Below are 17,382 nucleotides of genomic sequence, written 5' to 3' on the forward strand. Positions count from 1 at the left end.
ATTCCACGGTTCTTACACAGACAGATTTTCGAAATCGAAAGCGCGGAAGGGGAGCCATCTCATTCCGTAAAGTGGAGACATGAGCGTGAGCAATTATTTCATCGGCATTGACGTAGGAACCGGCAGCGCACGCGCCGGCCTATTTGACGAGAGCGGAACGCTGCTTGGTGTTGCGAAAAAAGACATCCAGACCTGGCGCGAAGACGGGCATATCGTCGAGCAGTCCTCTGAAAATATCTGGCAGTCAATCTGCTATTGCACACGCAAGGTCCTTGCTGATGCCGGCATAAAGGATCCCTCTGAGGTCAAGGGCGTTGGCTTTGATGCCACCTGTTCTCTGGTGGTGCTCGATTCCCAAGGCACGCCGCTCCCCGTGGGGCCGTCTGATGATCCCGAGCGCAATATCATCGTCTGGATGGATCATCGTGCGATCAAAGAGGCGCACCGCATCAATTGCGGCCACTACGAAGTTCTCAATTATGTCGGCGGCACCATTTCACCTGAAATGGAAACGCCCAAATTGCTCTGGCTCAAAGAACACAAGCCAGATGTCTTCTCGGCAGCGGGGCATTTCTTTGATCTTGCAGATTTCCTGTCATGGCGCTCCACCGGCTCGACCGCCCGCTCGGTATGCACGGTCACCTGCAAATGGACCTATATGGCCCATGAGAAGAAGTGGGATGCGGACTATTTCCATTCCATCGGTCTGGGTGACCTGACCAACAAAAATTTTGCCCGTATCGGCAGCGAGATTGTCGATATCGCAACGCCTCTTGGCAATGGGTTGACCGAAAAGTCGGCCGACGAATTGGGGCTTAGTGCCGGTACGCCGGTCGGGGCCTCTCTCATTGATGCCCACAGCGGTGGCGTGGGAACCTTTGCCGGTCGTCTGCCCGACGGCACGACCCTTGAACCGGAGAAACAGATGTCCCTGATCATGGGGACATCAGCTTGCGCGATGGCTTTGGCCAAGGACGCGACCTTCGTTGACGGCGTCTGGGGGCCCTATCATGGTGCCATGGTGCCGGGATACTGGCTGCTCGAAGGGGGGCAGTCGGCTTATGGCGCGGCCCTCGATCACCTGATTACGCTCCATCCGGCCTATGCCGAGGTGAAAGCGGCCGCAGGCGACAAGCCGATCCTCGTGCATCTTGAAGAACAGGCTCTCAAACTCGCAGGCTCCATGGATAAGGTGGCTTGGCTGGCTCAGGATCTTCAGGTCGTGCCCGAGTTTCTTGGCAACCGCGCTCCCTATGCCGACCCTGAAGCGACCGGCGTGATTTCTGGTCTCACACTTGATGCATCGGCCAATGGCCTTGTCAGGCTCTACGTCGCGGGTCTTTGTGGCCTTTGCTATGGCACGCGCCAGATCGTTGAAGCGCTCAGCAAGTCTGGCGTCGAGATTGATACGCTGGTGCTCAGTGGCGGTGCAGCGCAGAGCAGTCTCTTCCGCCGCATTCTTGCCGACACAACCGGCCTCAAGATCGCACTTCCCGAGACGGCCGAGCCCGTTCTCCTCGGTGGTGCCATCGTGGGTGCTGTTGCTGCAGGAACGTTCAAGGATCTTGTCGAGGCGGGCCAGACCATGTCGCGGATCAAGGACCTCGTTGAACCCGACACCGGCGACGTGATGCAATTGCACAACGCCAAGTTCGAAGCTTTCGGCTTGCTGCAGTCAGCTGACCGCAAGATCCGTGGGCTGGTGAAAAAGTAGATTTGGTGAGCGTGTCCCGCTCCTCTGGTTGAGATCAGAGGAGCGGGGCAAACTGATTGGATCGGCCCGGAAGGAGGGCCGAAACAATATGCCGTCGGGTGGAGGCTGGCGGTTTCAGGAGAGTGTTTTGGAATTCCAGACTTTGACCACGCCGTCTTCTATCAGGCAAATATGCCCTGTGCCGACCTTGGCATCAGATGCCGAAATGCCATATCGCGGGGCGACCAGCCTCAGTATGCCGTTGCTGGTGACGATCACGGCGACCGCATCCAGTCCATATCGGCCCTCAATCGAGACCATCATGGCGTTCCAGTTGGACTGAATGACCTCTGCCCCCGGCAGCCATCCCAACCCTTCCGGCCAGACACTGTCTTTTTGCCATGCGTCTATCGCTGCGTCTCCGAATTCGGCGCGAATGTCCTCGTTGCTCTTGCCTTCCCAGTCGCCATAATCGATTTCCTTCAGGGCATCGGTAATCTCAATCGGTACGTCGGACCATCCGGCATGCTTGGACGCGATATCCGTGGTTTGGATGGTGCGCTTCAGCGGGCCGCAACAGATCACCGATGGCTTGAGGCCACTTTGCTTAAGTGCCTCGCCAACAGCTGCCGCCTGTTCCTTGCCTTTCTCGACAAGATCAAGATCGCTGCGCGCACCGACCCAGACGACCTTGTCCTCGGGACCGAACGTGTTGCCGTGTCTGACAAGAATCACCTTCATGCCTTGCTCCCTTCAACCAGTTCGCCTTCGCGGCGGATGATCTCTTCGGCGATTGTGATGTCTTCTGCGGCATCAACAGACGCATGGGTGCGCCCGCGATAGTCGACAATGACCACGCGCACCGTCATGCCAGCTTCAAGGGCGCGCAGCTGTTCCAAACCTTCAGTTTGTTCAAGCGGAGAGGGGGGCAGGGACACATAGCGTTTGAGCGCCGGGACCCGATAGCCATAAAGCCCGATGTGGCGATAGACAGACGCAAAGCCCTGACTTCTGAAATAGGGCAGGATGGTTTTGGAGAAATAGAGCGCATTCTGTTTGGCATCGAACACCACGGTCGTGCCGCTTGCAGGATTGACCTTTTTGCTCTCGCGCAGCGCTTCGAGCGCCTCGGCAGTGAGCTTTGTTGCCGGGGTGACGAGATCGAAATCACCTTCGGCCTTCTCGAATTCGTCAATCATCGACTGCAGCACCCACGGCGGGGTCAGGACCGCATCGCCCTGAAAGTTGATCACGGCGTCCGCTTCGATGTTGGCCGCTTCGATGGTCGCAAACGTCCGCTCCGTTCCGTTGCGGCAAGATTCTGGTGTCAGGACGGCTTCCGCTCCGAACGTCTTGGCATGGTCGACAACACGCTGATCCTCGGTGCTGATAACGACGCGGGAGCACCCGGTCGTCGCATTCGCAATGCGCCAGACACGTTCGAGCATGCTCAAGCCGAGAATGCCGAGCATCGGCTTGCCGGGCAGGCGGCTTGAACCATAGCGGGCTGGGATAATGATTGCAGTCGACATCAGGCGTTCCTCCGGTTCGGACCTGTCGTTGTTTTACGAACTGAGGCCATGAATGGCCAGAGAGCGGCAAAAACAATTCTGTCTTTGTGAACAGCTGGGGGCCAGATTGTGCCGTGTCTCATCTTACCGGAGCCGGACCGCGCCTGTTCCTGCCAGTGGATCGCCTCAGCCAGCATCCGCATGTTGGCTGCGAGAGGAAAGCCGCACGAGTCTTGTATCGATGATCTGTGGCTCGATATCCATTTCTAGTTTGTCCATTTGCGATTTCAATTGCGCGAAAATGGACTGGGCCAGTCCCTCTTCATTCTGCTTGATCGCGAAGACGAGATTGGGCAAAAACTCCAGCAAGCCGTCATAGTCGAACGTGCCGATGACAAGATCGGACGGAACCTGACCCAGCTGTGACTTGAGCTGATCCAGAACACCTTCCAAGACCAGAAGAGACGAGCAGAGAATGGCTGGCGGCAGCTCCTGATTGTCTGCGAGCAGCATCGCACCAAGTTCCTTGCCTGCTTCGATGCTGTCGTCCGAAACTGACAGGACCACGGCATCTTCATCGCTCAAGCCTGCTTCACGCGCCGTTTCGCGAAAACCGGCGATACGATACTCGATACTTGGATTTTCCGGATGACCGCACAGGAGCGCAATGCGCGAGCAGCCATGCTCGGCTATGCGCTTGGTGATCATACGGGCGCTCTCGGAATGATTGCTTGAGATAAAGGGGGCTGAAACGTCCGGATAGTAACGGTCGATTGCGACCAATGGTGTCTTTTTGGCCCGTTTCAGTCCTGCGGTAAAGCTTTTTTGAGAACAGGGGGCAATGATCAAACCGTCAACGCCGCGTCCCAGCATGCTGTTGATGGCCTTGAGTTCCAGGTCAGGGTCTTCACCGCTCGACGTCGTGATCAGCACGAGATCCTCGGCGCGACACATAACCTCAAGATAGGCGATGAGATTGGCAAAAAAGGTGTTGGCCAGATCCGGCACGACAAATCCGACCGTATAGCTGCGCTTCATTTTCAAATTGCGCGCCGTCTGGTTGATCGTATAGCCACCATGGTCGGCGACATATTGCTCAATGGTCTTCTGGGCCTGATCGCTGATGCGATAGGTCTTTGCCTGTCCTTTTAAAACCAGGGTGATTGTCGTTCTGGAATATCCTGTTGCAGCAGCGATTTCCGATATTGTTTTTGGCATGAGGTCCAATCGATCACAAAAGTGAGCTGAGAGCATCGAAGTCTATGACAACCTCGAAAAAGGTCAGGATAGAGCCGGTCCCTCGCAGGGTTCATTTCTGTCTTTTGGGCAAACCATGCAATTGGCCCATGAACGACAAGAAAGCTTCAAAGATACAAGAAATATAGTGACTTATCTCCGCCGAGGCAATGAACAAAACTACGTGCTTCGTCAAGATGAGCGCATTTGTCTAGCCGTCACGACCCTTGAGAGCAAAGCAGGGAGGCATGGGTGAAAGGCTTGGCACATTCGGGCTGTCGACCGTCGATTTTTTGAAACCCCACGGGGGAACCAATTGCCACCTTCAAGGGTTCTTGTTGAAAGGGCAGTGGATGACTGCTTGTGTTTCACCAAGGCTGATATGCTGAAACGATTGCCAAAGGGACAAATGTCTGACCAATCGACCAAGACCACTGAGCAGGATGCTTCCGTCGTTTCCATTCTAGAACAGACGAATGAAGCGGCGAATGGAGAAAAGACGTCGGTCGGGGAGGCAATGGATACCCTCGGCGCAGAGTCCTATGTTGCGCTGATCCTCGTGCCTGCCTTGCTTGCGGTATCGCCTCTGAGCGGTATTCCGACAGCATCGTCTTTTCTGGGGATTACCATTGCGCTGGTGTCATTTCAGGCCCTGCTTGGGCGAGAACAATTCTGGTTTCCCGGATGGCTTCTGAGGCGCAAGGTGGATACGGAGAAATTCAGGTCCGCTATGACATCGCTGCAAAAGCCGGCGGGTTATATCGACCGATTCACCAAAAAACGCTTTTCGTTTCTGGTTCAACCACCGGCACGGACGCTGATGAAGCTGGTCTGTATGCTCTGCGGGCTGACGATGCCATTTATGGAGCTGATTCCCTTCTCCTCATCGATCCTCGGGGCCGCAGTGAGCCTTCTTGCCACCGCTCTTATCGTTCGGGACGGGTTGCTGGCCGTGCTTGGTCTGCTGATTTTGAGCGGAGCTGCCGTCGCTGTGCTATTTCTATTTCTTTGAGCCAGGCCCGGCCGCTCGAGGATAAGCGATGAGACCGTTTGCAGACTCAGGCGCCAATGGCAAAGAAGCTCGGCTTGCTTATTCAATTGAATGGAAGAGAATTGGCTGGGGTGGTAGGATTCGAACCTACGATACACGATACCAAAAACCGATGCCTTACCACTTGGCCACACCCCAGCAGGACAACAGGCAAATCAGCCCACGTCCAGAGTAGGCTTTCTATACATAACGGGATTGAGGGACGCAATGCCCGTTAGGCGTTTTTTTCACAAGGCAAAAGGGGCCTGTGAACCCGAAGTGCTCATGTCGTCAGGCTGAAGCCGGAAAGCTGGTGCAATAGGAAACGTGGAAATCTCAACCTCTTCATGGAATTGCACAGATTGGCCCTTGCCATCGGGCAAGGGGAAGGCTATAAGCGCCTCCACCGAAGGTACGGAGCGTAGCGCAGCCTGGTAGCGCATCTGGTTTGGGACCAGAGGGTCGGAGGTTCGAATCCTCTCGCTCCGACCAAGGTACTTCCCCCAAAATGGAATATTTTTGTCCCGATGCCATTGTTCGCGATGCGCGTTGCATCCGCTGATCATTCCATCGTGTCAAAGGTGAATTGGGCCAGCAGAATGAGCGCTGCAAAGCTGATCGCAAACAAAGTGCACAGCATGCCGCTGAACCGATAGATACGGTGCTGCAACTGCCCCTTGCCGATCCTTTCCTTGACCCCGACGCCATAAGCATGAGACAGACGCCCAACCAGAAAGAGGCTGCCAAGTCCGTGCACTGCCAGCGAGGGCAGACCGTGATACTCGACGAGGGCCAGCAGAATCAGGAACATCGGCGTATATTCGACAAAGTTGCCATGGCTGCGAATGCGCCTTTGCATATCGTCCTGTCCGCCATCACCCAGCGCCACACGATAGCGATAGCGTCCTTGAATGACACGAGCGGAAAGGCCCACAAACAGAAGGGCCAGAAGCCCGGCGTAAAGTACGGTTGCCATGCGATTGTCCTTCTCAAACAGGCGTTGGAGATCGGGGCTATCAGGGGAGCCGGTTCAGGCAAGAAGCCGGGCTCTGGCAGCATCATACTCCGCTGTGAGGCGCGTGACGATATCGGAAATGGACTCAACGGCCTTCACCGTGCCGATGCCCTGACCAGAGCCCCAGATCGACTTCCACGCCTTGGCCTCGCTGCCGGGGGCCTTGGCAAAGTCCATCGCACTGCGCTCCTCTTTCAAAAGCTCAGCAGGATCTATGCCTGAAGCAACCAGCGAAGGCTTAAGGTAATTGCCATGCACCCCGGTGAATTTGTCCGTGTAGATGATGTCGTCCGCTGCGCAGTCCACGACCATTTGCTTGTAGGCCTCTTCGGCGTTGGCTTCTTTGGATGCGATGAAGGCTGATCCCATATAGGCAAGATCGGCCCCCATGGCTTGTGCGGCGAGAATGGAAGAGCCGGTTGATATGGCACCGGACAACAGAAGCGGGCCATCAAACCAACTGCGGATTTCGCCAATCAGGGCGAGTGGAGACAAGGTGCCAGCATGACCGCCTGCACCCGCAGCCACGGCAATCAGACCATCCGCGCCCTTTTCGATGGCTTTTCGAGCAAAACGATTGTTGATGACATCATGGAGCACGATGCCACCATAGGAATGCACGGCCTCGTTCACTGCCTCCACCGCGCCCAGTGAGGTGATGACAATCGGCACCTGATGTTTCACGCAGACCTCAAGGTCCGCCATCAATCGGTCATTGGAACGATGAACGATCTGGTTGACCGCATAGGGTGCGGCTGGACTATCCGGATTGGCCTGATTGTGGGCGTCGAGCGCCTCTTCAATTTCAGTCAACCAACCATCAAGCGCTTCTTGCGGCCGGGCATTGAGGGCCGGGAAGGACCCCACGATGCCAGCTTTACACTGGGCAACGACCATCGCCGGATTGGAAATGATGAACATGGGTGAGGCCACGACGGGCAGGCGAAGGGGATCAAAGAGGGCAGGAAGGCTCATCTGGGAAGTCTCGCTTTTGCTGTTGGCTGCATGTTACGTTAACGGCAGGCTAGCGAAGGCCTGAGCGGCTGTAAATCAGTCAAAGGCATGGGGTCTCATTGCGTCGGCATCGGCCTGCGGTTGAAACCTGTACCTCCTGTCCTCATACTGGCTTTGTATTTTAAGGATTCTTGCAAGAAACCAAGGGATTTTCATGATCGATGACGTCACCACCTCCGCCAATGACAACAGCCCTTTGTTTGAGCCACTGCGGTTGCCGTGCGGGGTAATGCTCAAGAATCGCATTATCAAATCCGCCATGTCGGATTCGCTTGGGGACGGATGCGGCTTGCCCACCAGAGAGCAGATGCGTCTGTATGCCCGCTGGGCCGAGGGTGGACTAGCCGCAGCGATCATCGGTGAGGTGCAGGGCAATGGCCACTTTGCCGAAAAGCCGGGCAATCTGGTTCTGTCAATGGATCAGGATCCTGCGCCTTTTAAAGCGTTGGCTGAGGCTGGAGCGGCAGAAGGGGCGCTGTTGTGGCTTCAACTGGGCCATGCAGGCGCCATGGCGCACGCTCCAATCAGCACGCCCAAAGGCCCTAGCGCACTCGACCTGCCCGGTCTTCAGTGCGATGCCCTCAGCCTTGAGGAGATCAGAGCGCTGCCGGAAGACTTCGCCGCAACAGCTGTTCTTGCGCGGGACTTTGGCTTTGGCGGTGCCGAAATCCATGCTGCACACGGCTTCCTGCTCAGCCAGTTCCTCTCCCCATTGTTCAACAAACGCACCGACGATTATGGCGGATCGCTTGAGAACCGTATGCGACTGATCCTCGAAACAGTCGCCGCCGTCCGTCAGACGGTGGGACCAGACTTTCCCATAGCGATCAAGATCAACGCAACAGATCAGCTCGAAGGTGGTTTTTCTCAAGAAGAAGCCCTGCAACTGGTCACTTCGCTTGAGACAACATCTATCGATCTCATCGATATCAGCGGCGGCACCTATTTTCCCGGAGCCAAATCCGCATCCGATGCGGGCGGTGGCGGGCCATATTTTTTATCTTTTGCCGAGAAGGCAAAGAAACTGACCGCCAAGCCGCTGATGGTCACCGGCGGGTTCAAAAAGAGGCATGATGCCGAAGACGCCATCGCGTCAGGCAAGGCCGATATCATAGGCCTTGCACGAGCTTTGGTCATCGAACCCGAACTGCCACACAAATGGCAGGCCGATCCGGCATTCGATCCACCTTTTCCGAGATTTGACGCGCGCCCTGAAGGCGGGATCACCGCTTGGTATACCATGCGGATGACCGATTGGGCTGAAGACCAGAGCGCCTCTGGCCGCGCCTTGCCGCAAGCGGTTGCCGACTATGAAGCAAGGGATCAGGAGCGTGTGAAGCGCTGGAAGGCCCGGTTCGGAGGCCAAAACTAGGCGTCAGATCACCATGCTGCCATCGGCGTTTGGCTCGTGGGCCTTGTCCTCCGGCTCAATATGGATGACCACATGGGCGCTGGAAATGGCCGCTTCCAGCCCGTCCTCAATCTTGTCGCAGATTTCGTGCGCGCTAAAGACGGTCATGTTGCTTGGTACGACCAGATGAAACTCGATGAAGGTGATTCTGCCTGCATGACGCGTTCTCAAATCATGGGCTTCGATCGCACCGTGCGCATGATCTGTGATCACCTGCTGGATGTGTTCAAGCTCTTCCTCGTCGACTGCCTCGTCCATCAGGCCCCCCAGAGAGTTTCGAATGAGGCCCCACCCGGTCCACAAGATCAATATCGCCACCAGTAAGGCGAGCAGCGGATCGAGCCAATTCAACCCCGAGACCAACGCGATGACGATGCCGACGAGAATGCCGAGCGATGAAATCACGTCTGTGAAGAGATGCTTGCCATCAGCCACCAGCGCCGGTGAGCGCATCTTGCGGCCAAGCCGGATGAGAACCATCGCCCAGCCGCCATTCAAAACACCTGCCAAGGCATTGAGACCAAGCCCGAGCACCGGAATATCGAGCGCACGCGGATGTAGCAGGGCCTCGCTCGCTTCCATGAAAATCGCAACGGCCGCCAGAACAATCAGAACGCCCTCAAGGACGGCGGAGATATACTCCGCCTTGTCGTGGCCATAGGGATGATTGTGATCGGCGGGCTTGTCTCTCAGCCAGATGGCAATTGCCACGGCGATGGACGCAGCCAGATTGACGATGGATTCCAGAGCATCCGAATAGAGCCCGACCGAGTTGGTCATGGCGTAGGCCAGATATTTCAAACCCAACACCAGAACCGCAACAATGATCGAACCGATCGCAAGCTGTTTGGGGGTGAAAATGGCAGCTTTGGAGGTCATGGCAAGAGGATCACTCGAAATCGGGTCGTCTGGAAACAGGTGTAGATGCATGGCCTCGCAGACCATGCGCTCCTTCTTGCATAGCTGGGACATGATTCCCAGACGCTTGTCTGCAATATTCGATAAAGGTGAATAACCGGTGCAAGAAATGCTGGGCGCGAGACGAGTGATTGTCAAGCTGCAAGGCAGACCCTAAGCTGGTCGCAAGCGATCGCGTCGATCCCGCCACATCCGAGTTGGGATGGCTCAATCAGTCCTCTGATCCGACCCGTGTCTTTGATCGGATAAACCCAGTTTCCCCGCAGCGTCAGGAAAGGCCCCAAATGTCACGCACAGTCTATGTGAATGGAGAATTCTTGCCAGAGGAAAAGGCTACCATTTCGATCTTTGACCGAGGGTTCCTGTTTGCCGACGGGGTCTATGAAGTCTCGACCATTCTGGGCGGAAAGCTGGTGGACAATGAGGCTCATCTGGCCCGCCTCGAGCGCTCCCTTCGCGAGCTCGACATGGCCGCGCCTTGCTCGATGGAAGAGATCGAGCAGATCCAGCGTGAATTGTTGGAGCGCAATGATGTCGAGGAAGGTGGCCTCTATCTGCAAGTAACACGCGGGGTTGCGGATCGTGACTTCGCCTTTCCCAAGGACGCCAAGTCCTCTCTCGTCATGTTCTCCCAGAGCCGTCCAGTGATCAAGTCCGCAGCAGCCGAGACTGGCCTTTCAGTGATTTCCCTGCCCGACATTCGCTGGCAACGGCGCGATATCAAGACCGTCGGTCTGCTGCCGGCTTCGCTCGCCAAACAGGCCGCTCTCAATGCCGGAGCCAATGATGCCTGGATGATTGAAGACGGTTTCGTCACTGAGGGGACGTCGAACAATGCCCATATCGTGACGAGCGAAGGCAAGCTCATCACCCGCGATCTCAGCAACCAGATCTTGCACGGCATTACCCGCAAGGCGGTTCTTGCGCTTGCAGAGGAAACGGGCATCGTGGTTGAAGAACGCAAATTCACGCCTGAAGAAGTAGAAGCCGCAGCCGAAGCCTTTATCACCTCCGCCTCAACCTTCGTCACGCCGGTTGTCAGTTTTGATGGCAAGCCGATTGGCGATGGCAAACCCGGACCGGTCGCCAAACGCCTGAGAGAGCTTTATATCGACTTTGCCTTGAAGAGCTGCACCTGATCAGGCCTTGGCGAGATAATCATCAATGCCCTTGGCAGCCCTGTAGCCTTGCGAAAGGCACGCGGTGAGCAGATACCCCCCTGTGGGTGCTTCCCAGTCCAGCATCTCGCCAGCCAAGAACAGCCCCGGTCTTGCCTTGACCATCAGTTGGTCATCCAATGTATCAACCGACACGCCGCCTGCCGTGCTGATCGCCTCATCCAGCGGGCGAGGGCGCAGCAAGGGTAGGGACAATGTCTTGAGGCTCCGGGCAAGGCGCTCGGGATCGGACATCACATCCCGGTCGGTGAGCAGCTTGTGCAGCGCGGTCTCGACGGTCTGCAACTTGGCACTTTTGCGCAAATGGTTGGCCATTGATTGCTTGCCGCGCGGTCGCGAGAGACGAGCGACAAGCTCGTCTTCGCTTTGGTTTGGGCGCAGGTCGATGACGAGCTGCACTTCGCCCTTTGCTTCGATCTGGTCGCGCAAAGCCGCCGAGAGTGCATAGACCGGGCCGCCTTCAATGCCATTGCGGGTGATAACGAAATCCCCCGGTACAGACTGTCCATCAAAATGCAGCCGGACCGATTTTACCGGTTGACCGGCCCAGCGGTCGATGAAGTCTTCCGGCCAGTCTACATCAAATCCACAATTTGCCGGGCGATAGGGGCTGGTTTCAAGGCCAAGCTCTGCGAGCACTGGGAGAAAGGCGCCGTCGGTGCCAAGGCGTGACCAACTCGGCCCACCCAGCGCCAGGAGTGTCGCATCAGCTTGTACGGAAGAAGGGGGGCTGTCCTGACCAGTCGAGAAAACCAGTTGCCCCGTCTCGTCCCATCCACGCCAGCGATGGCGCGGGACGAGCGTAACGCCACGCGCCTCGAGCCGGCGCATCAAAGCCCGCAACAGTGGCGACGCCTTCATGCTGGTGGGGAACACGCGCCCCGATGATCCGGTGATGCTTTCCTGACCAAGCTCGGACATCCATGCGACAACTTCAGCGGCCCCGAACGCATCCAGCATTGGTGCCATCCAGTCAGCGTGTGCACCATAACGTTTGGCAAAGCGTGCGGGATCAGAGAGGCCTTCGCTATGGGTAATGTTGAGGCCGCTCTTGCCAGCCATCAGGATCTTGCGCGCTGGAGAGGGCATGGCATCAAAAAGCGTTACGGCAAGATCGGGCCGGAGGGCAGAAAGATGATCGGCGGCCATCAAGCCCGCCGCACCAGCGCCGACGATGGCGACGTTGGTTGTTTTCCCGTCAGGCTTATGCGGCATGTGTCATGATTCCCTTATGTGTTTGGTCTCTCTTCATAAGACCAATTGCACCGGTTGGGAAATGCTGATGAAAAACATACGCAGAAAACAAGAAGGACCCCGAACAAAGTCCGGGGTCAGTGAGGACAGCGTGTGAGTGAGCCGTCCCAGCTCAGGTTGGATTGGTCTCCCTGAATATGGCCCTGCCGAATGCTTGGGGGTCTCCTCCGCCAGATCATCAAAGGGTCCATAGTCCCGACACTGCAATCGATGCAGTCGTCTTTACCTCCGGGAGTAAGAGGCTGTGGCTGCTTGCCACCAATTTCTGTGTGCCTCTAGGGCTGTGCTGGGCGCAGTTGAAGCCCGGCAAGTGGCTGGTCTGCGCTGGTGACCGGTGCCCCGGCAATGCGTTGCCAGGCATGCGGATTGCCCACCGCCTGACGCTTGTTCCAGTGATATCTCACATCCTGCCATGGCAGGATTTCAGGGTTGAGGTTGTCGAGCACGAACTCGCCCCAATCGGTGCGAACCAGCAAGACAGCGTGATAGGTTCCATCATTCAGATAGGCCGTCGTTAGCAAAAGAGCATCTGATGGCCAACCGGCGCGCAACAGCTCACGCTGTTTGGTGAGGGCATAATCTTCGCAGTCCCCCTGGCTGACGTAGGCCGACCATGTGTCGTCGATGCCATCTTCAACCGGAGTAATGGATCGATTTACACGGGCGTTGATCTCAACGAGCTGATCCCAGCTTTGTTGTGTGAGCGCTATGACACCACGGCCATATCGCGCACAGGCTTTGGGGTTGCTTGCACAATAGTAAGCATGTCCTGCTGGAATACTTGTCAGTTCGCGAACCTGCATGAAGGTGCCTGTGGCGCCAGCATGGCCAGTGCTGAACAGTATGCTGTAAAGCACCCCCAAGGCCATGCTTCCCACGGCTTGATATCTGGAAATGTTGGTGCGAACGCTCAACTCGAACCTCTCGTCTTGAATTTGAGGTTCAGGTTACGGCTGCGTTTTAAAGAAGGTCTTTGAAATTACTTGAGTTTTTGGACTGAGAGTTCAGTGTTCATTAACCCTGCTCAACAGCGGCTGCGGGCAAGGTTACGCGTTTTCTCTCATGCTGGACTGGCCGCATCGCAAGCTGTTGTTCTCACGGCAAAAACTGGGGTGTGGTTCCTTTGCGTTTAGCCTTCGTTCACTATGAGTGAGTTCGACAGCTCTGGGCTCATCGGCATTCGGCACGGACCGAAAATTCAAAGACTGCACCGCTTTGTTCGGTCATGCTTATGAAAGCGTTGATCGCGGATCAAAAATTTGAGCGATTGCGACAGGAGTTTGTTAAGGCGCTGGCAAAAGCCTCGCATTTGCAAGGCGTAACTCCGGGCGGCTGGTCTGAATCACTTTGTAAGGAACTTGAATCGGACTCTCAGCAAGCTGAATCAATCTCTCAAATGCATGAATCACGACATTAAGTCGGCGAATCGAACCTTCAATGTTTCAGCTTAACTATATGAAATTTCAACGATAATAGTCTTCATGTAAAAAAACGGCGAGCCAAAGCTCGCCGTTCTTCCTCATTATCCCAATGACAAGGTCAGGGCCTTTGGCCTGCCTCGCGCCGTCGAGCTTATTCGCACAGATCGAGTTTGACGTCCCAATCCTTGATCTTCATGGTGCCGTTCTTTGCCAGATTGAGCTGCATCTTGAAGACGCAATCCCAAAGCTGCGGCTCGTGGCCAACACCCCGAGCAAGACAATCCTTTTCGGCCATATTGAAATATTCGTTGAGGATGTCTGCGTAGTCCGGATGGGCGCAATTGTTGATGATCGAGTGGGCACGGTCCCTTGGCGAGAGACCACGAAGGTCAGCCAGACCCTGCTCGGTCACGACCACGTCGAGGTCATGCTCGGTATGGTCGATATGCTGGGCATGCGGCACGATGCAGCTGATGCCGGTCGGGTCGGTCTTGGTTGGGCGAACCGAAGGGGTATGCATGATCTTCAGGAAGCCCGAGCGCAGGAAGTCACCAGACCCGCCGATGCCGTTGACGATGCGTGTGCCGCCGACGAGCGTCGAGTTGGCATGGCCATACATGTCGATCTCGATCGGGGTGTTCATCGCAATCACACCAAGACGCCGGGCGACCTCGGGGTTGTTGGAAATCGACAACGGTCTCAGGATAATCTTGTCCTGATAGAACTCCCGCTTCTCGATGAAGCGTGGCATGCCTTCGTGCTCAGAGAGTGATAGCGAGCAGGAGGAGGCGTAACTGAGGCGCCCGGAGTCGAACAGATCCAGCATGCCATCCTGCAGCACCTCGGTATAGACGCTAAGGTCATAGAAGGGGCCCTTCGCAAGGCCACCGACAACCGCGTTGGCGATGGAGCCCACACCGGACTGCAGCGGCAGCAGGTTGTGGGGCAGGCGGCCGGCCTTCACTTCGTCTTCGAAGAAGGAGAGCAGGTGACCGGCGATGGCGATAGAGCCTTCGTCAGCACCAGACAGCGCACGGCCTTTGTCGGTATACTCGGATTCGACAATAGCGACGATCTTGGACGGATCACAAGGAACGCACTGCATGCCGATGCGGCTGTTCGCTTTGGTGATGCCAATGATTTCGCGGTGCGGAGGTGCATGCAACACCATGATGTCATGCATGCCTTCGAACGATGGCATCGCCGTGTTGACTTCGAGAATGATGTTGTCGCAGGTCTGGATGAGTTCCGGGATCACGCCAACGGACGCGGACGGGATCAGGGCACCATCTTCCGTAACGCCGGATACTTCGATGATTGCAACGTCGAGCTTACCAGACTTGGTGTCCTTGGTGTAATAACCATAGGCCAGATCCTGAGCAAAGAGCGACAAGTGCTTGTCACCCATGCGAATGCGACCCTCGTTGATGGCCTTGGCGATGTTGCGGCCAGTCTGGTAGGGCCAGCGCCGGTCGATCATATCCAGCTGAGCCCAGCGGTCTTCGGTCTCTGCGCCGACAGATGCACCAATGAACAGGTTGAAGCGCATCTTCCCCTGCAGATTGTTTTCCTCGACATAATCAGCCAGAGCAATGGGGATCGCCTTCGGATAGCCCGCCGGGGTGAACCCGGACCAGCCAAGGTTCATGCCGTCCTTGAACATGTCGAGCGTATCCTCGACCTTCATGACCTTGTTCATAAGGAACTGGCAACGGACGCGTTCTTCCAGTGTTCCAAACTTACCCATTCTTGTATTCTCCTGTCAGGATTCTCTCATATACGGGGAGCCATGCGGATTGGGAGCGGGTCACGCGTGGCCGAAATGCAATCATGTGAGTAAAGAGGCGATCTTTCTTCCCTCCGCAGCGGCGGAGGGGATCGATCTGATTTTTCGCATGAAGCAGAAAGGACGTGGACGGACGATAAGAGGAGCAAGCGGGGCACAAGGATGCCTTGTGGTATCGATCGCTATCGATAGCGCCTTTGGTGCGATAAGTGCGAAGGCATGCGTCCTGTTTCAGGCTTGGAGCCTGACAGATTTTGCTGTTTGGTGTGTCGTTGCTGAAGTCAGCAAATAAAGCCACTCCCACCTCCCACGTGGACAGCCTACCCAATGCCTTGTCGCGTCTCTTTGTCGCGTCCTGAACATGGAGGTACATACCCTTAGTAGATATTTCAGTCTTTGAGGATGATCATTCGTACAAAAGTATAAGGAGGTGTTTGGTGGCTGGTAAATTTTTCTACCGTTTAAGTAATTGAAACATATGGATATTTTTTGACGAAATAGGTGAGGATAAAGTCGGTATAAATCGTCGCATCATCACGAAACCTGCTTGGCACGAAAATCCGCGCCATCTTCCCGCCAATGGCGGGTCGCTGCACGATCGTGTGCCAAGCGGTATTTGTTCTTATTTGAGTCTAGTGTCGGCTATTCCGGTTTGCAGATTTGCCGACGAGCAATGCCCTTTGCCGTTCTGGCCAGCAGACCGATAATAATCAGCACGAGCAGGCCGAAGAATGCGATGCCGGCGATTTCGTGCATTTCCGATTGCGTCTTTTCCGCATACAGCAAAGTCGAAATGGTCAGAGCCGCCATCGGAAAGCTGTAGGCCCACCACGACATGGCAAACTGGATGCGGGAGAGCTTTGGCAATTGGGACAGGATGATGAGCAGGAAGAAGACGCCGGAATAATAAAGAATTCGAGCAAAGGGATCGAGCGCACCGGTCATGGTGACATAAGCCACGAAGCCGACAGCAGGAGGCGCGATCAGGATCATCAGCGTCGGCAGCAGGCGTTCTGCCAGCGGGTGATGAAAAATGAGCCGGTTAAAGACAAGGGTTAGAAGCACGATCCAGAAAATGATGCCGACTGAAAAGAAGAACCAACCGATTTCAACAAAGCCCAAGTGGCCCGCGACGATCGGCACCAGTATATTGCCAACTGCCGGGATGAACCAGGCCGGGGTCAACTGCGGCGTATCGAACGTTCGCTGTCCGATCCAGGTGGATACGACGGCGAGGGTGCCGAAAAGATGCAGGGCTGTTCCAACGCCCCACAGCATGACCGACGGTCCTTTGGAAAACGGGCCGATGGCAGTTCCCATCAGGATCAGGCCGATGGAAATGGCGGGGAAAAAGCACATGCGCACGGGGTGGTTCCATTCCCACTTCACCGCAGCTGGATATCTTATTGCCTTCAAGCCATAAATTGACAGCAGCAGTGCGAAGATCACGGCTGTCACCACCAACAAAACCAGACTGGCCTGATGCACAAGGCCGAGGCTTTTCTCCAGACGTTCGGTGGCCAGCGTGAAGCCGGCAAGCCCCATGATCATGGCGAAAAAGGCATTGGGAAAATGCTCCAGACGGGAGACCACTTCCGTTTCTGTGTTTACCGCCTGCGAGTCCTGTTGCGTCATTCTGCCCTCCGTGCCAAGGCGCTATATAAAGAAGTAAACTTGATACTTGTTATATTACCTGCTACAACATATGCAATCAGACAATTGTGCGAAACTGCTAAATTCTAGTATTTTCGAATTATTGAAATTAACGACCAGATTTATATCCCATCGCTTTCCGACGAGGAGAGCCGATGCTGTCACCCAGTCCATTCCCGGTCTCTTGCTGGACTGGGTGACAGTTTTTTGCGCTTCATGGATCGGGAATGCATGATTGCTGTTCGAAAGAGCCGAATCGGAG

14 protein-coding genes and 2 tRNA genes are annotated in these 17,382 nt (G+C 55.7%); 5 read left to right on the forward strand and 11 right to left on the reverse strand.

Annotation, left to right across the window (positions count from 1 at the left end; genetic code table 11):
* The first annotated feature begins 79 nt into the window (after nt 1-79).
* Nucleotides 80-1,714 carry an FGGY-family carbohydrate kinase gene (locus tag CPH65_RS14875; RefSeq protein ID WP_096174498.1) on the forward strand — a complete coding sequence of 545 codons (1,635 nt, stop codon included), beginning with the start codon at nt 80-82 and terminating at the stop codon, nt 1,712-1,714.
* Between the two features lie 114 nt (nt 1,715-1,828).
* On the opposite strand, the gene CPH65_RS14880 is transcribed toward CPH65_RS14875, so the two are convergent.
* The 3 genes from CPH65_RS14880 to CPH65_RS14890 all read right to left on the reverse strand — a co-directional run bounded on the left by CPH65_RS14880 (nt 1,829) and on the right by CPH65_RS14890 (nt 4,422).
* Nucleotides 1,829-2,434 (reverse strand): histidine phosphatase family protein, encoded by a 606-nt coding sequence (locus CPH65_RS14880; protein ID WP_096174501.1) that lies wholly within the window; start codon nt 2,432-2,434, stop codon nt 1,829-1,831.
* Nucleotides 2,431-3,225, reverse strand: a complete 795-nt coding sequence (gene kdsB, locus CPH65_RS14885; protein ID WP_096174503.1) for a 3-deoxy-manno-octulosonate cytidylyltransferase — start codon at nt 3,223-3,225, stop codon at nt 2,431-2,433. Before kdsB ends, CPH65_RS14880 begins: the two co-directional genes overlap by 4 nt.
* 165 nt (nt 3,226-3,390) lie before the next feature.
* Nucleotides 3,391-4,422, reverse strand: a complete 1,032-nt coding sequence (locus tag CPH65_RS14890) for a substrate-binding domain-containing protein (protein ID WP_157747714.1) — start codon at nt 4,420-4,422, stop codon at nt 3,391-3,393.
* Between the two features lie 427 nt (nt 4,423-4,849).
* On the opposite strand from CPH65_RS14890, the gene CPH65_RS14895 reads away from it, so the two are divergent.
* Nucleotides 4,850-5,452: an exopolysaccharide biosynthesis protein gene (locus CPH65_RS14895; RefSeq protein WP_157747715.1), complete on the forward strand. Its 603-nt coding sequence runs from the start codon at nt 4,850-4,852 to the stop codon at nt 5,450-5,452.
* Between the two features lie 102 nt (nt 5,453-5,554).
* On the opposite strand, the gene CPH65_RS14900 is transcribed toward CPH65_RS14895, so the two are convergent.
* Nucleotides 5,555-5,629: transfer RNA gene (locus CPH65_RS14900), tRNA-Gln, on the reverse strand.
* A 256-nt stretch (nt 5,630-5,885) separates the two neighbouring features.
* On the opposite strand from CPH65_RS14900, the gene CPH65_RS14910 reads away from it, so the two are divergent.
* A tRNA-Pro gene (locus CPH65_RS14910) sits at nt 5,886-5,962 on the forward strand.
* 70 nt (nt 5,963-6,032) lie between these two features.
* Here the strand turns inward: CPH65_RS14910 and CPH65_RS14915 are convergent.
* The gene (locus tag CPH65_RS14915; RefSeq protein WP_096174512.1) at nt 6,033-6,446 is read right to left on the reverse strand and encodes an MAPEG family protein; all 414 of its coding nucleotides are present in this window, start codon (nt 6,444-6,446) and stop codon (nt 6,033-6,035) included.
* Between the two features lie 54 nt (nt 6,447-6,500).
* Nucleotides 6,501-7,460 (reverse strand): nitronate monooxygenase family protein, encoded by a 960-nt coding sequence (locus tag CPH65_RS14920; protein ID WP_096174514.1) that lies wholly within the window; start codon nt 7,458-7,460, stop codon nt 6,501-6,503.
* 193 nt (nt 7,461-7,653) lie between these two features.
* Here CPH65_RS14920 and CPH65_RS14925 point away from each other — a divergent pair, with 193 nt between their 5' ends.
* Nucleotides 7,654-8,871 (forward strand): oxidoreductase, encoded by a 1,218-nt coding sequence (locus CPH65_RS14925; RefSeq protein ID WP_096174517.1) that lies wholly within the window; start codon nt 7,654-7,656, stop codon nt 8,869-8,871.
* Between the two features lie 3 nt (nt 8,872-8,874).
* Here the strand turns inward: CPH65_RS14925 and CPH65_RS14930 are convergent, their stop codons facing one another.
* Nucleotides 8,875-9,789, reverse strand: coding sequence for a cation diffusion facilitator family transporter (locus tag CPH65_RS14930; protein ID WP_197704068.1), 915 nt, complete (start codon nt 9,787-9,789; stop codon nt 8,875-8,877).
* A 323-nt stretch (nt 9,790-10,112) separates the two neighbouring features.
* Here CPH65_RS14930 and CPH65_RS14935 point away from each other — a divergent pair, with 323 nt between their 5' ends.
* Entirely contained in the window at nt 10,113-10,967 is an 855-nt protein-coding gene (locus CPH65_RS14935) for a D-amino-acid transaminase (RefSeq protein WP_096174519.1), read from the forward strand.
* Here CPH65_RS14935 and CPH65_RS14940 read toward each other — a convergent pair whose 3' ends face one another.
* The 4 genes from CPH65_RS14940 to CPH65_RS14965 all read right to left on the reverse strand — a co-directional run bounded on the left by CPH65_RS14940 (nt 10,968) and on the right by CPH65_RS14965 (nt 17,102).
* Entirely contained in the window at nt 10,968-12,221 is a 1,254-nt protein-coding gene (locus CPH65_RS14940; RefSeq protein WP_096174522.1) for a TIGR03862 family flavoprotein, read from the reverse strand.
* A 314-nt stretch (nt 12,222-12,535) separates the two neighbouring features.
* Nucleotides 12,536-13,129, reverse strand: a complete 594-nt coding sequence (locus CPH65_RS14945) for a transglutaminase-like cysteine peptidase (RefSeq protein ID WP_096174525.1) — start codon at nt 13,127-13,129, stop codon at nt 12,536-12,538.
* Between the two features lie 703 nt (nt 13,130-13,832).
* Complete coding sequence (locus tag CPH65_RS14955; protein ID WP_096174529.1) at nt 13,833-15,428, reverse strand: acetyl-CoA hydrolase/transferase C-terminal domain-containing protein; 1,596 nt, start codon at nt 15,426-15,428, stop codon at nt 13,833-13,835.
* A gap of 681 nt (nt 15,429-16,109) precedes the next feature.
* Complete coding sequence (locus CPH65_RS14965; protein ID WP_096174534.1) at nt 16,110-17,102, reverse strand: SLAC1 anion channel family protein; 993 nt, start codon at nt 17,100-17,102, stop codon at nt 16,110-16,112.
* Nucleotides 17,103-17,382 lie beyond the last annotated feature (280 nt).

This window comes from Cohaesibacter sp. ES.047, assembly GCF_900215505.1.
GTDB lineage: Bacteria > Pseudomonadota > Alphaproteobacteria > Rhizobiales > Cohaesibacteraceae > Cohaesibacter.